The 14,720-nt window shown below is 63.0% G+C and carries 13 protein-coding genes; 2 read left to right on the top strand and 11 right to left on the bottom strand.

Annotation, left to right across the window (positions count from 1 at the left end):
- Positions 1–418 precede the first annotated feature (418 nt).
- The 4 genes from AC1Z36_RS04595 to AC1Z36_RS04610 all read right to left on the bottom strand — a co-directional run bounded on the left by AC1Z36_RS04595 (position 419) and on the right by AC1Z36_RS04610 (position 4,474).
- Positions 419–1,081 carry a GntR family transcriptional regulator gene (locus tag AC1Z36_RS04595; protein WP_105656053.1) on the bottom strand — a complete coding sequence of 221 codons (663 nt, stop codon included), beginning with the start codon at positions 1,079–1,081 and terminating at the stop codon, positions 419–421.
- 124 nt (positions 1,082–1,205) lie between these two features.
- Positions 1,206–2,198 (bottom strand): transketolase family protein, encoded by a 993-nt coding sequence (locus tag AC1Z36_RS04600; protein ID WP_105656054.1) that lies wholly within the window; start codon positions 2,196–2,198, stop codon positions 1,206–1,208.
- A complete protein-coding gene (locus AC1Z36_RS04605; RefSeq protein ID WP_105656055.1) occupies positions 2,199–3,083 on the bottom strand; it encodes a transketolase in 885 nt (294 codons plus the stop codon).
- 53 nt (positions 3,084–3,136) lie between these two features.
- A complete protein-coding gene (locus tag AC1Z36_RS04610) occupies positions 3,137–4,474 on the bottom strand; it encodes an MFS transporter (RefSeq protein ID WP_105656056.1) in 1,338 nt (445 codons plus the stop codon).
- Positions 4,475–4,719: 245 nt separating this feature from the next.
- Here AC1Z36_RS04610 and AC1Z36_RS04615 point away from each other — a divergent pair, with 245 nt between their 5' ends.
- Entirely contained in the window at positions 4,720–5,493 is a 774-nt protein-coding gene (locus AC1Z36_RS04615; protein WP_105656057.1) for an SDR family NAD(P)-dependent oxidoreductase, read from the top strand.
- Between the two features lie 104 nt (positions 5,494–5,597).
- Here AC1Z36_RS04615 and AC1Z36_RS04620 read toward each other — a convergent pair whose 3' ends face one another.
- The 7 genes from AC1Z36_RS04620 to AC1Z36_RS04650 all read right to left on the bottom strand — a co-directional run bounded on the left by AC1Z36_RS04620 (position 5,598) and on the right by AC1Z36_RS04650 (position 13,466).
- Complete coding sequence (locus AC1Z36_RS04620; RefSeq protein WP_181148756.1) at positions 5,598–6,437, bottom strand: transporter substrate-binding domain-containing protein; 840 nt, start codon at positions 6,435–6,437, stop codon at positions 5,598–5,600.
- A gap of 68 nt (positions 6,438–6,505) precedes the next feature.
- A complete protein-coding gene (locus AC1Z36_RS04625) occupies positions 6,506–8,044 on the bottom strand; it encodes an ABC transporter ATP-binding protein (RefSeq protein WP_105656058.1) in 1,539 nt (512 codons plus the stop codon).
- Positions 8,037–8,888, bottom strand: coding sequence for an ABC transporter permease (locus AC1Z36_RS04630; RefSeq protein WP_286134034.1), 852 nt, complete (start codon positions 8,886–8,888; stop codon positions 8,037–8,039). Before AC1Z36_RS04630 ends, AC1Z36_RS04625 begins: the two co-directional genes overlap by 8 nt.
- Positions 8,881–9,834, bottom strand: a complete 954-nt coding sequence (locus AC1Z36_RS04635) for an ABC transporter permease (RefSeq protein WP_286134035.1) — start codon at positions 9,832–9,834, stop codon at positions 8,881–8,883. The genes AC1Z36_RS04630 and AC1Z36_RS04635 overlap by 8 nt, the downstream gene beginning before the upstream one ends.
- Before the next feature lies 1 nt (position 9,835).
- On the bottom strand, positions 9,836–11,380 hold the full coding sequence (locus AC1Z36_RS04640) for an ABC transporter substrate-binding protein (protein WP_105656060.1): 1,545 nt from the start codon (positions 11,378–11,380) through the stop codon (positions 9,836–9,838).
- A 216-nt stretch (positions 11,381–11,596) separates the two neighbouring features.
- Positions 11,597–12,880, bottom strand: a complete 1,284-nt coding sequence (locus AC1Z36_RS04645) for an MFS transporter (protein WP_181148757.1) — start codon at positions 12,878–12,880, stop codon at positions 11,597–11,599.
- 55 nt (positions 12,881–12,935) lie between these two features.
- Positions 12,936–13,466: a very short patch repair endonuclease gene (locus tag AC1Z36_RS04650; protein ID WP_219844105.1), complete on the bottom strand. Its 531-nt coding sequence runs from the start codon at positions 13,464–13,466 to the stop codon at positions 12,936–12,938.
- A 186-nt stretch (positions 13,467–13,652) separates the two neighbouring features.
- On the opposite strand from AC1Z36_RS04650, the gene AC1Z36_RS04655 reads away from it, so the two are divergent.
- Entirely contained in the window at positions 13,653–14,714 is a 1,062-nt protein-coding gene (locus AC1Z36_RS04655) for a 2,3-butanediol dehydrogenase (RefSeq protein ID WP_105656062.1), read from the top strand.
- Positions 14,715–14,720 lie beyond the last annotated feature (6 nt).

The raw sequence follows: 14,720 nt of genomic DNA on the forward strand, positions 1-14,720 counted from the left end.
CCGGAAAAGAGTATGAGGATTTTCGGCAGTCAGAAGTGCTCTTGGTACCTCAAAATAGGGGAGCTGAACGCAGGCCAGGCGTAAAGGGAGCCGGCTATGGGTCCCTCCAAAGCGATGGTATGAATTCCCCTTACTATCACTTTCTTAGAAAATGATAGTAAGGATCCGTGTTGCTATCACTATCCGCTTGGTGGTTCGTGGTGGCGACGTAACCAGTCGAGGAGCAGCACGTGGAAAAAGGAGCGGATCAACGATCCCGTCCGGCACCATTGTCAGGGGCGACTGAACGCTTTGTTCGATGAACGTCCGGCTTTCCAGACCGTATTACCGTAACCGGTACAAGTCCGGTTGGGCCCCGCCGCATCGAGGCGTAGCACAAACACCTCGAGGAGCGAGATGGGCAGACCGCAGAAGAGTCCTATGAGCCCATCAGGGTTTCGGCGGCAATGCGCATATGCTCGGAGATTTCCGCGCTTACCGCGGCCCTGTCGCCAGCTTCGATGGTGTCCACCAGCTTGAAATGCCGTGCGACATCCATATTGCGCACCCCGCGTTCGTAGCCGCCGAACATGATGGACATGCGGATGGAGCCCTCAAGCTGCTCCCAGGCATGCAGCAAGGTGTCATTCTCGGACAGCCGGCACAGAGTGCGGTGGAACTCGAGATCCGCTTCGATCCGCTCCTCGATTTCATGGCCCTCGAGTTGCTCCATGGTGCTGACCGCGGAGCGCAGTTGCGCGAGAGCGTCTGAAAGGTCTTCGCGCTGCAGCAACGTCGTTGCCGCCAGGGTTTCCAGCGAGGCACGCACCGCGAAGATGTCCTGGATTTCCTTGTTGTCCAGGTGGCGAACTGACAACCGGCCGCGTTCGCCTGCGGAGACCAGGCCCTCCTGCTCCAGCTGGCGCAAGGCTTCGCGCAAGGTGCCCCGGCTGATCTGCATGGAGGCAGACAGCTCTGTTTCCACTAGGTGGGTGCCTTGCTCCAGTTCACCGGTCGTGATGGCGCGGCGCAGGGCGATCAGAGCCTGCTCGCGCAGGCTCTTTTTCCGAAGCCCCACCAAGGAAGAATCGGCCATAGCCATAAAGCGCCCCTCAATCTTGGAGATCAACTGTTGATTGTTAACTGTTGATTTTAGCGCCTTTGGCGGGTGCGTCGAGAGCAACGCACCCGCCAAAGGCGATCGTTCTGGTGGATTACCCGGCGAGCTAGCCGAGTTCGGAGAGGACCTTGGACACAATTGCGCTGATCGACAACCCGTAGCGGTCATGGAGTGTCGGCAACGCGCCTGCGTCCAAGAATTCATCGGGCAGGCCGATGGGAACGACCTTAGAGGAAACCCCGCCGCGGATCATGGTGGAGGCCAGGGTCTCGAACAACCCGCCGATGACCGAGTGGTTTTCCAGCGTGACCACCAGGCGGTCCCCTCCAACCTCCTTCAGGACTGTTTCCGAGTCGAAGGGCTTGATGGTGGGGGAGTGCACCACCGAAACATCCACGTTGTGCTTGGCCAGTTCCTTCGCGGCATCCAGCGCGCGCATGGTCATCAGGCCGCTGGAGACGAAGACGACGTCACGTCCGCCGCGTAGTACTTTTGCCTTGCCCAATTCGAAGCTGTAGTCGTATTCATCCAGGACGGTAGGCACCTTGCCACGCAGCAGGCGCAGGTAGGTTGGCCCTTCGCAGGCCGCTAGCTGCGGCACCGATTGCTCGATGTCCACCGAGTCGCAGGGATCCACAATGGTCAGGTTCGGCATCCCGCGGAAAATGGCAATGTCCTCGGTGGCCTGGTGGCTCGGGCCATAGCCGGTGGTCAGCCCGGGCAGGCCGCCCACGATATTCACATTGAGGTTCGGCTCGGCGATATCCAGGCACAGGAAGTCATAGGCCCGTCGGGCCGCGAACACCGAATAGGTGGAAGCAAAGGGGATCATCCCGGTTTCGGCGAATCCCGCGGCGGCTCCGAACAGCAGCTGCTCGGCCATGCCCATCTGGAAGAAGCGTTCGGGATGCTGCTGGGCGAAGATGTGCATATCCGTGTACTTGCCCAGATCGGCGGTCAGGCCCACGATGCGCGGATCCTGGTCGGCCGCCTTGGCCAGGGCATGGCCGAAAGGCGCTGGCGCGGTCTTCTGGCCCGGCTCCGCGAAGGAAGCGATCATGGCCGAGGTTTTCAGTCGTGGTTTAGCGGTGGCAGACATTTAGGAGTTGCTCCCTTCGAAGCCTTCGGTGAGTTGGTCGCGGCAGATCTGCCATTCGTTGTCTTCAATGCGCATGAAGTGGGCTTTCTCGCGGTTTTCCAGCAGCGGAACGCCGCGGCCTACCTTGGTGTCGCACAGGATGACCGAGGGGCGCGAGGCGAGGGCCGCTTGGGCCGCGATGTTGTCGAAGGCCTGCAGCAGCGCTCGCGGGTCATTGCCGTTGATCCGCTGGGCGTACCAGCCGAAGGCTTCCCATTTCTCGGTGACCGGTTCGGTGCGCAGCACCCCGGCGGTCGCGCCATCGGCCTGCAGGGCATTGATGTCCACCATGGCGGTCAGCTGGCCCAGCTGGTGGTGGGCGGCTCCCATGGCCGCTTCCCAGGTGGAGCCTTCATCCAGTTCGCCATCGGAGAGGAAATTGATCACCCGCTGGGTCCTGTTCTGGTGGCGCAGTCCCAGGGTCATGCCCACTGCGATGGACAGGCCGTGCCCCAGGGAGCCTCCGGAGATCTCCATGCCGGGGGTGTAGGTGGACATTCCGGACATCGGGAGCCGGGAATCGTCCGAACCGTAGGTTTCCAGCTCTTCCACCGGGATGATTCCCGCTTCGGCCAGTGCGGCATAGAAGCCGATGGCGTAGTGGCCGGTGGAAAGCAGGAAGCGGTCGCGGTCTTCCCAGTCCGGTTCTGCCGGGCGGAAGTCCAGCTGGTCCGCGTAGACGGCGGCGAACATGTCCGCGGCGCCCAATGCCTGCCCGACGTAACCTTGGCCCTGCACCTCGCCCATATTCAGCGAGTGGTGGCGGATGCGGTACGCGGCGTCGTGGACCCTTTTGGTGCGCTGGTCCAGATTCAGCGCCTGGTCTTCGGTGGCTGCAATTGCCATGGGATGTCCTTTCGGGAATTCAACGGGTCGGTGTTCGGGGTGGCTGCCCGGGGTCAGACGCAACTTGCCTGCGGATTCTCGGCGATGGCTTGGTCAGCAAGGTGGCGTTCGCGAGGGCCCCAGGTTTCCTTGGTCACCAGAGCCGCCCACAGGCCGATTAGCGCGTAGCCGATGAAGAGCGCGGCCGGGCCCATCCAGCCGAACTGCATGAAAAGCAAAGTGGTGATGAACGGGGTGAAACCGGAAACCATGGCCGAAATCTGGTAAGCCAGTGAGGCGCCGGAGGAGCGGGTCTTGGCCTGGAAGAGCTCCGGGAACCAGGCCCCCTGGGCACCTGCCATGGAGTTCTGGCAGATGGCATAGGAGATCACGATCGTGGCAATGATCATCAGGAACGAGCCGGTGTTGACCATGAGGAACATCGGAATGCCGAAGAGCGCGGCAAAGGCGCAAGCGAAGAGGTAGACGGAGCGACGTCCAACGCGGTCGGTGAGCCGGCCCCAGCGGTAGGTCGCGTAGATGCCGATGGCCGAGGCGATGCTCAAGGCGGTCAGCGTCTGCCAGTTCGCGGCCAAGCCAGTGGTGTGCAGGTAGGAAATCATGTAGGTGATGGAGACCGCGTAGCCCGCGGTCTCGGCAATGCGAAGCCCGATGCCGCGCAGGATATTGCGCCAGTCGGTGCGAATGACATCCTTGATCGGCGACTTGACGATCTGCCCTGATTTCTTCACATCATCGAAGACCGGGGACTCCGGGACCTTCGAACGGATGACCAGTCCCACGATCACCAGCAGCAGGCTGGCCAGGAACGGAACACGCCATCCCCAGTCGCCAGGCAACTGCACGCTGACCAGGAACACCAGATTGGCCAGCAGCAGCCCTACCGGGAATCCGGACTGGACAATCCCGGTGAACCTGCCCTTTTGCTTCCATGGCGCGTGTTCGTAGGTCATCAGGATTGCCCCGCCCCATTCGGCGCCGAAGGCCAGGCCCTGGACGATGCGCACGAAGACCAGAAGCGCTGGAGCCAGCACGCCGACCTGCTCGTAGGTGGGCAGCACGCCGATGAAGAATGTGGCAAGACCCATGACGATCAGCGAAGTGACAAGCACCGGCTTGCGCCCGATCTTGTCACCGAGATGGCCGCCGATGATCCCGCCCAAGGGACGGGCAGCGAAACCTACGCCCAAGGTGGCGAAGGATGCAAGCGTTCCCGTGAGCGGGTCAGCGCCGGGGAAGAATACGTGTCCGAAATACAGGGCGGCCGCGGTGCCGAAGCCGATGAAATCGTAGGTTTCAATGGTGGCTCCAACGCTGGAGCCTATCGCGACGCGCTTGGCGTCCTTGGTGCCGTGGATCGGGCCACGCATTTCTAGAGCTTCGCTGCTCATGAGTGGCTCCCTTCGTGAGTTGTGGGATGCGGGCAATTTTCATTGTTGACAGTCAACACTAATAGAAGTGTGAGCGACGGCACAAGTTCTGTCAAGAGAAAATTTAACAGTTGACTGTCAACAGTAAACAAAACTATCGTGGTGTGCACCACAAACTTCTGGTGCGTTTGTCCAGAGCAGAGCACCGCAACCACCAAGTTCGCCTCATCGTTGTTCGGGCGGGCCGTATTGAAAGCAGGAATCCGATGAATCAAACCCAGCGCACTGCAGTACTAACCGGTGCCACCTCGCCACAGGGGATCGGCATCGAAACCGCCCGGCACCTGGCCCGGGAAGGCTGGGGCATAGCGATTCTGGATCTGGACCACTCCGCATCCGAGCGCGTAGCCACGGAGATTGCAGAGGAATTTGGCGTGCCGGCATTCGGCCACCAGATCGACGTTGCCGACGAATCCTCGGTCGCCGCGGCCCAGGCGGCGGTGGCAGCCCGCGTCGCCGCGGGGGAACTGCCTCCTACCGGTGCCGTCGTGAACATCGCGGGGATTACCTCCCCGGTGGATTTCCTGGATACGACTTTGGAGATCTGGAACAAGATCATGAACGTCAACGCCACGGGCACGTACCTGGTGACTAAGGCATTCCTGCCGGAAATGATCGAGAGCGGATGGGGACGTGTGATCAACATGTCCTCTGTCTCTGCCCAGCGGGGCGGCGGAGTCTTCGGCAAAGTCCCCTATTCCTCGGCGAAAGCGGCAATCCTCGGGTTCACCAAGGCGCTGGCCCGCGAAATCTCGGCCAGCGGCGTCACCGTCAATGCGATTGCGCCGGGCGCTGTGGATACCAACATCCGTGTTGGCAGCACCGACGAGCAGGAGGCGGCCATTGCCGCGGGCATCCCCATTGGGCGCACCGCAGCCACTGGGGAAGTCGCATCGGTCATTGGCTTCTTAGCCTCAGAAGGTGCTTCCTACCTGACCGGCACCACCATTGACATCAACGGTGGCAGCCACATGCATTAGCAGTTCCTGGCTTGTGCCAGTACAAGGAAAAGAAGAAGCCAGCGGCCACGCCCCGAGAAAGTTCGGGGCGTGGCCGCTGGCCTATTGTCATGTTCTGGCGGCGGCTATCCGAACCAGGGCTTCTCGGCAGCCGCGAGAGTCCCATCGTTCTTGGCCATGTTCAGCCACTGGTTCACGTATTCCTGGAACTCGTCATCGCCCAGCGGCAGCAGGTACGCCTTCTGGGAGAAATTGAATGGCTGATCCGGGTGCACCGCGCACAGCTCGGGGTGCTCGTTGGCCACCCAGCGGGTCTCCGAGGCGTCGGTGGTCATCACGTCGGCACGCCCGGCAATGATCTCATCGAAGATCTTGTTGTTGTCCTCGAAACGGATGATCTCGCCCTTCGGGTAGTTCGCGTCGGCGAACTTCTCGTTGGTCCCGCCAATCGGAGTGATGGAACGGACCCCGGGCTGGTTGATTTCCTTGACCGTGTCGTACTTCTGCACGTTCTCGCACAAGGTGATGGGCGTCTTGCCCTCGTCCAGGGTGGCTTCGCTGTAGTAGGCCTGCTGGGCGCGTTCCATAGAAATGGATACCCCGCCCACGGCGATATCGCATTCGGAGAGGAAGTCCGGCATCAAGTCCTTCCAGGAGGTCTGGATGAACTCGGGCTCTGCGCCCATCGACTCGGCAAGATTCTTGGCCATCGTGATGTCGATTCCCGACCATTGCCCGGTGTCCGGGTCAAGATAGGTGAACGGCCGGTAGTCCCCGGTGGTGCAGACCTTCAGCGTTCCGGCTTCAGCTACGCTGGCCAGCCGGGTGCTCTCGGAAGCTGGCTCCTGGGCGTCGCCGGAATCCGGGGCTGGAGCGGAACAGCCTGCAAGGAACAAGGCTGCGCATAGGGCCAGCAATGGCAAGCGGCGGGTGATGGACGGATTCTTCTGCGAACTGTCGGTCATAGTCCATCAATCTATAAGCGGTCCAAGTCAGGGCACAAGAGTTCCGGGTTTTCTTACGCGAGCAGAAATCAGCCGGCGGAAGGAACCGCTGCGGTGAGGTCCAGCGCGGCCACGAGATCCTTGCTGTGCTGATGTTCCGCATTGCCCAGGAACTCGTTGAGCGGACGATGCTCCACCAGCTTGCCCTCGTAGAACACTGCCACGTCGTCACTCACGTAGCGGATCACGTCCATGTCGTGGGAGATGACCACCAGGCTCAGCCCCATGTGCTCGCGCAAATCAAGCAGCAGGTCTAGGACGTGGCGCTGGGCTACCGAATCCAGTGCCGAGGTGGACTCATCGCAGATCAATACCTGGGGTTCGGTCAGCAGCGCCCGCGCGATAGCCAGGCGCTGGAGCTGGCCGCCGGAGCACTGGCCGGGCCGGCGATCCAGTAATTGCTCGGCCAATCCCACCTGGGCCATGGCTTGCGTCATGCGTTCGCCGGCCTGGATTGCCGGCAGCCGGTGCACCGCCGCGCTCATCGACGTGCGGATCGAAAGCCGGGGATCGAAGGACGAGTACGGTTCCTGGGCGATCACCTGCACCCGCGTCGCTTCGCCATTGTGGTGCGTATCGATGATCTGTCCGGTCGTCGGCTCTTCCAACCCGGCCAGCAGCCTGGCGAAGGTGCTCTTGCCCGAACCGGAGCGGCCCACCACTCCCAGGACCTGGCCGCCGTGCAGGCGCAAGCTTGTGGGCTTCAATGCTGCCGGTCCCTTCGCGCGGCGCGTGTAGTTCTTGCCCGCATCCACCGCTTCCAGCAAGCATGCGGAATCCATAACGCGTGGCGTGCGCAGGGGAGGCAAGCTGGCTTCCACCAGCTCGCGTGTCTTGGCGTGACGGTCCCTGGAAAAGATCTGCGCGGTGGGGCACTGGTCCACAATTTGCCCGTCGCTGACTACTACGACGCGGTCGGCGATGTGCTGGATGCTGGCGATGTCGTGGGTGATGAACAGGACGCCCACGCCACGTTCCTGCTGCTTGCGGCGCAACAATTGCAGCACTTCGGCCTTGAGAATCGAGTCCAAGGATGACGTTGGTTCATCAGCCAAAATGAACTCCGGGTCAGCGGCCAAGGCGATGGCCAGCATGGCGCGTTGGGCCATCCCGCCGGAAAGCTGGTCCGGGCGCTGGCCGGCAATCTGCTGGGCAGGGGACAGGCCTACTTCTTCGAGCAAGGACAGCACCTGCTGCTCGTGCTGGCGGGCTTTGCCCCAGCCGTGGGCTCCCAGGGCTTCAAGCAGATGCGCGCGGATGGTCAGCCGCGGGTTCATCACGCGCTTGGGCTGCTGGAACAGCATGCTGATGCGCCGTCCGCGCACCGAGTCCATGGCCTTCTCGCCCAGCTGGTCAAGGCGCTGGCCGTCAAGCAGGATCTGGCCCTCTGCACGCAGCTGCTGGGGCAGCAGGCCGATGATCGCCTTGGTGAGCAGCGTCTTGCCGGAACCGGAACGTCCGACAACCGCCACCAATTCGCCGGCTCGCAGGGCGCCGCGTGCTTCGGAAAGCAATCGCTGATCGCCGGAGCTGACCGAAAGATCAATGAATTCAAGTTCTCTAGTCATGGGCTTCCGCCTTGGCTTCGGTGGCCAGCACGTCCTGCCCGCCCAGCACGTGGGTGATTCGATTGCCCAGCAAGGTGACGCAGAAGCTGACCAGGAAGATGGCCGCGCCCGGCGCAATCAGGCCCCAAGGGGAGCGGATGGCATGAGGCTGGGCTTCGGCCAGCATTGAACCCCAGTCGGACTGCGGCGGTTGGACGCCGATGCCCAGATAGGACAATGAGCCGAGCAATACCAGCAGCAGCCCGAAGCGCAATGCCGCCTGGGCCAGCACCGGTCCAGCCACGAAGGGCAGGACGTGGTGGCGCAGGATGAACCAGCGCGAAGCGCCGACATGCCTGGAGGCTTCGACATGGTGGGTGGATAACGCCTGGGCCGCCATGGAACGCACCAACCGTGCGGTGGGAGTCCATGCCACGACGCCCACGGAAAGCACCATGGTGAAGAATCCGGGACCCATGACCGCGATGATCAGCAGCGCAATCACGATTTCGGGCAGCGCGAGCAGCAAGTCGTTCACGCGCAGGAAGAGCTCATCCAGCCACCCGCCGCGCACCGCGCTGAGCAGGCCCAGTGCGGTGCCAACCAGCAGTGCGAACAGCGTGGTGATCAGTGCTACCGATAGCGAGAACCGGCCACCGTGCAGCACCCTGCTCAAGGTGTCGCGGCCCAGGGCATCGGTGCCCAGCAGGTGGGACAGGCTGGGACCTTGCAACCGGTCCGCCAGGTTCTGGGCGTCGGGGTTGTAGGGGGAAATCCACGGAGCGGCGATGGTCAGGACGACCACCGCCAGCAAGATGAACGCGGGAGGGAAAAGCAGGATTTCCCTGGAATGATTCCTAGCCATGTCGTACACCAATCCTCACATTGGGATCACTGATCTTGTGCACCAAGTCAACGATTCCGGTCACCACCACGGCACAGGTCACTACCACCACCACGCCGCCCTGGGCTACCGGGATATCGGCATCAACAATGGAGTCGAAGATCAGCCGGCCCATTCCGGGAATGGCAAAGATGACTTCCACGATGACCGACCCGCCCAGCAACCCGGCAAACCAGACACCCACCATGGTCCACAACGGCAGCAATCCATGGGGAACCACATGGCGAACCAAAGCTTGGGTGCTGCTCAGCCCGCGGGCACGGGCCGCCAGCACATGCTCGGAGTCCAAAGCTTGGCACACCCCCGAACGCACCGCTACGGTGAAGAAGCTGATGGGGCGCAAGGCCAGAATGAAGACCGGGAGCACCAACGAGGCAGGGGAATCGAAACCGGCAGAGGGAAGCAATGACCAACGCACCGCGAAGAGCAGGACTAACAGGGGAGCCAGCGCGTATTCGGGGATCGCGATCAGTGCATGGGTCGCAGAGGTGATCAGCCTATCGGGCCACCTCCCGGCACGGGTGGCCGAAAGCACTCCCAGGACAATGGACACGGCGATGGCCACCACCAGGGCGCTGCCGGCCAAGGACAGGGTGACGCCAATAGCCGGCAGCACCTGGTCGGCTACCGGGGTGCCGCTGATATGCGAGATGCCCATGTCTCCAGTGGCGAAGCGGCCCAGCCACCGTCCGAACTGCACCAGCATCGGGTCGTGCAGGCCGAATTGCTGTGCGTAGGCCTGCACCGTTGCCTCGTCGGCGGCCCCGATGTCCATGCGGGCGCGCAGCAAGGACCGCACGGGGTCCCCGGGGGAAACGAAGGGGACCAGGAATACCGCGAAGGATGAGAGCAGAACTGCTGCGCCGAGTCCAATGGCCCGGCGCAGCATGATGGCTAGAGGAGACACGCTAGCTGGTCTTCGCCAGATCCTTGGTCAGCACGTAGCGGGTCAGCGGGTCCTGGACATAGCCCTGGACCTTGGCTCCCACGCCGTCGATAGCCTGCTCGTTGACCAGCCAGAGGTTCGCGGCGTCGTCGGCGAGCAGATCCCCTGCCTGGCGGTACAGGTCGTGGCGCTGGGCCTCGTCCTTCTCTGCCAGTGCCTGGCCGATCAGCTGGTCGTAGTCCTTGTTGCAGTAGTGGCTCAGGTTGTAGCCGCCCTCGCAGGTGTAGTCGGACTGCAGGAAACCGATCGGATCGGCAATGTCGATCATCCGGTTGCGCTGGCTGAGGATCATGTCGTAGTTGCCGGCCAGCACATCGGGTTCTGCGGCGCCGTAGGACTTGGTCACCACATTGGCCTGCAAGCCGATCTGCTTGAGCTGCTCCTGGATGATGGCCCCCACGCCGGCGAACTCCGCGCGTTCGGTGATCGCAATGATTTCCAGCGGCTTGTCCTGCTGGTATCCGGAAGCTTCCACCAGCTTCTTGGCTTCTTCGATATTCACCTGCGGTACGGCCAGATCCGGGTTGGCCCAGGGCTCGCTCGGGGCGAAGGGGCCGGTGGCAGGCTGCGCTGCGCCTTCGTAGATGCTGGCGGCCATGGCCGGCAGATCCAGGGCCATGGTGGCGGCCTTGCGTAGCTCCCTGCTCTCGAATGGAGCGCGCGAGTTGTTCAGGTACAAGGTCGAGGTGCGAGGCGAGTCGGCCTTGAGCACGCTGATCTTGCTATCGGCTTCCAGCGCCGCCAGGCTGGTGGTCGGGATGGACATGGAAATGTCCGCTTCTCCGGTCTGGACCTGGGTGGCGCGGGTGGCGCCTTCGGTGATGTAGCGGATTTCGCCGCCGGCCAGCTTCACCTCTCCGTCCCAGTAATTCGCGTTGCGGTCCAAGGTCAGGGACTGCCCGGCTTTTTCGGAGACCGGGGCAAATGGTCCGGTGCAGTGCTTCATCGGGTCGATGCCCTTGCCGGTGTACGCGGCAGGGGAAAGCACTCCGGCGTTCACGCTGGCCATGCGGTAGGGCAGCAACGGATCCGCGGCGGGTGTGGTGACGCGCACGGTATCAGCGTCGAGGGCCTGGACCTTCTTGATGGTCTTGGGGTTCACCGCACGGGCTGGAGCGGTGGCCTCAAGGACGTGGTTCAGCGAGCCGGCAACGGCCTTGGCATCCATGGCGGTGCCATCCTGGAACAGTACGTTCTTGCGCAGCTCGAAATCCCATTCGGTATCCGAGGACTGCTTCCAGGAAGCAGCGAGCATCGGTTCAACGGTTTTGGTGCTCTGGTTGTATTTGGCCAGGGTTTCCAAGCAACCGGCGATGGAGAGCACATAGGCGTCGTCGCTTTCCAACGCCCAGTTGGATACCGGGGCGCGGAAATTGGCCACGACCACGCGGGCTTCCGAGTCCGCGGCTTGTTCCGGGGCGGAGCTCGCAGAGGTGGAGCTGCAGGCGGTCAGCGCCAGGGCAATGGCCGCAAAACCTGCGGCAACGCTCAATCGTCCAAGTTTCATGGAAATCCTTCGGTATTACGTGATGGATTGGCATCTAATGCAATAGAGCCTCGGTAAGCGTACCCTAATTAGTTGCCTCGTTTTGCTGATTATGACCCGGCAGGGAAAGCGGAGGAAAAGCCCCCGCAGAGAGCCTGGAAAGAGTGGAAGCTGAGTAGTGCAAACTTGGGGTGCCCCGTGGAAATTCTGCGAGGGCAGCGCGTCATGTGTCGCAGTTCACGCACCCTGGGTCTGCAGGCCTGAGCGCCTCACGAGCGATGCGCCAAGCCAAGAAGCAACGACCAGCGGAATGATGAGAACCAGCCACGGCAGGAATCCGGGGACGTGGCCCTGGCCGGCCTGGGACAAGAGCCAGCCCACCAGCAAATTCCCCAGTAGCACCGCCAGGCCGCCGCAACTGGACAGCAAGCCGAAGTAGGATCCGGTACCCCGGTGTCCGGCGAATCCGGGAACGAGCGAAAGAGCTGCAGGGTGCACGCTCATATGCCCCAAGGCCAGCAGGGTGACCGCGCACAAGATGCGTACCGCAGCGGTATTCTCGCCAAAAGCCGTGGCGGGGAGAAAGGCGAGTACGCCGAAACCCAGGGCGCTGGAGACATATCCGCAACGCAGGGTCGCTGCCGCGCCGATCCGTGCGGCGAGCCATGCGATGGGCAATTGCAAGCCCAGGGTCAGCACGGAGATCCACGCGAAAACCAGTCCCAGCCACTGGGTGGGCAGACCCGTGCGTTCCAATTCCAGGGGAATGGCCAAATAGAGCTGGTTGTATGCCAGCAGGTCAGAGGCATGCAAGGCGCAGAAGGCCACGAATTTCCGGTCCGCCAGGCATCGGCGCAGGCTGCCAGGCCGGGCCTGCCGCTTGGCTCGTGGCCCGGCATGATCCGGTGAAGTGCCTTCCGGAGCGTAGCGGCGCAATGCCGCAGCCAGGAACAGTCCGATGGCGATGAAGAAGATTGCCCCGAAACCTGCAACGGCCGCGAACCCCCAGTCCCACAGTGCCGCTCCCACCAACGGTCCGGCCACCGCGCCGATTTCTCCGGTGACGCTCAGCCAGGCAAAGAGCGTGGCCCGCTTGGCTCCCGTGGGTTGGCCCCTGTCGCGCGCGCTCTGGGCAGCGCCCACCAGAATGCTCAGGCCCGGAGAGAAAAGCGCCCCGCCGAATCCGGTGAGCAATGTACCAAGGATGAACAACCAGAGCTTCGGGTCGCCCAAGGACAGCGAGGCGGCCAGCGTGAGGAACCCGGCGGCGCGCACTGCGCAGCCAATAAGGATCATGCGCCGGGCACCGAAGCGATCGGCCAGGCTGCCTCCGGCCAGGAAGAGGCCCTGCTGGGCGAAGGTCCGGATGCCCAGGATCAGGCCCACCGCGGCGCCTGCCAACAGGAAGTCGTTGGCCAGCACTACGGCAAGAAAGGGAACCACGGCGTAGAAGCCGATATTGAACAGCGTCTGGGTTCCCAGCAGTACCGGGACTTCGAAGCGGGACGTGCTGGTTTTCATGGACCTCGGGGAACGGGCAGGTGCGCTGCGGGCAGATCGGGCGGACTCTTTGATCTTAGCCAACTCCGGTGCCCTGGGACGGGTCCTGCCCGCCGGGGCTGCCCGGCAGGATCCGTACCGGTCCGAGGAAACTTGCTGCCCTGTCCAAGACGCCATCCATCGCCTTCAGCTCGCATTCCCAGAGCGTCAGCGATTCCCAGCCAAGTGCCGCCAGGCTATCGCGATTGCGCTGGTCCCGGGCGATGTTGGCATCCAGCTTGGGGTTCCAGTACCCGGTATTGGATGCGGGGCGCCGCTGGCCCACCGGGCAGTCGTGGCCGTGCCAGAAGCAGCCGTTGACGAAGATGGCCTTGCGCCGGGCGCTGAAGACCAGATCCGGGGATCCGGGAAGCTTTCCGCCCCGCAGCGGGATGCCGGGATGCGCAGCACGCAGCTGGGCAACTTGCCGTGCGGGCAGGACGCCGTGCACGCTGTAGCGGTACCCGGCGGCATGCAGCAACCGGCGCAGGACCAGTTCCGGTCCGGTGTTCTTGCTGGAGATGCGCGACATGAGCGCCGAACGCTGCGCCGCCGACATGATGTCCATAGTCCATTGTGCGCCGCGAACAGGCCGCGCACTGCTGGCTGGGCTTTGGCTGGATGGCTTGCCGGTGCCATCGGATGAAACCTCTTGCAACGGTTCCCAAACCTTGGCTGCCGCAGTAGCTTGGAGCTGGAATGGCCGGCCGGGATCGGGCCGGTCGGCAACAGGCAGAAGAATCGAGGGGGAGCCATGCGCGCAGCACGGTACTACGGCCAGAAGGACATCCGGATCGAGGACATCGATGAGCCGGTGCTGAAGCCCGGAACGGTGGCCATCGACGTGGCCTGGTGCGGCATCTGCGGCACCGATCTGCACGAATACCTGGAGGGCCCGATCTTCATCCCGCCGGCCGGGCATCCGCACCCGATCTCGGGAGAGAGCGCGCCGGTGACCATGGGCCATGAGTTCTCCGGAACCATTACCGCCCTGGGCGAGGGCGTCACCGGACTTGAAGTCGGCGAGCACGTCGTGGTGGAACCGTACATCATCCATGAAGATGTGGACACCGGCAAGGGCCAGCAGTACCAGCTCTCCGAGGACATGAACTTCATCGGCCTGGGCGGTCGCGGCGGAGGGCTATCGGAGAAAATTGTCGTGGAACGCCGCTGGGTGCATCCGATCGGCAAGATTCCCCTGGATGAGGCCGCGCTGATCGAGCCGCTGTCGGTGGCCCACCACGCCTTCGTCCGCTCCGGCGTCCAGGCAGGGCAGATAGCCATCGTGGGCGGTGCCGGCCCGATCGGCCTCCTGACCGCAGCGGTGCTTAAGGCCAAAGGGCTGACGGTCTACATCTCGGAACTCTCCGAGGCCCGCAAGGCCAAGGCGCGGGAAACCGGGGTTGCCGACGAGGTCTTTGATCCGAGGGACGGGGACGTGGCGGACAAGGTGCGCGAGGCGACCGGAGGACGCGGGGCCGATGCCGGATTCGAGTGCTCCTCGGTCCCGGTGGTGCTGGATATGCTCCTGGACGCGGTGGCTCCCGGCGGGGTGATCGTCAACGTTTCGATTTGGGGGCATAAGCCGCAAGTGGACATGCCCAAGCTGGTCTTGAAGGAAATCGACCTGCGCGGCACCATCGGCTACGCCAATGACCATCCGGACACCATTGCCCTGGTGCAAAGCGGCAAACTGGACCTGGCCCCGTTCATCACCGGGCGCATCGGGCTCGACGAGCTGGTTTCCGAAGGGTTCGACCAGCTGATCAACAACAATGAGGAACACGTGAAGATCATTGTTGATCCGCGGGCCTAGCCTGCA

The organism is Glutamicibacter sp. BS14 (genome assembly GCF_056934375.1).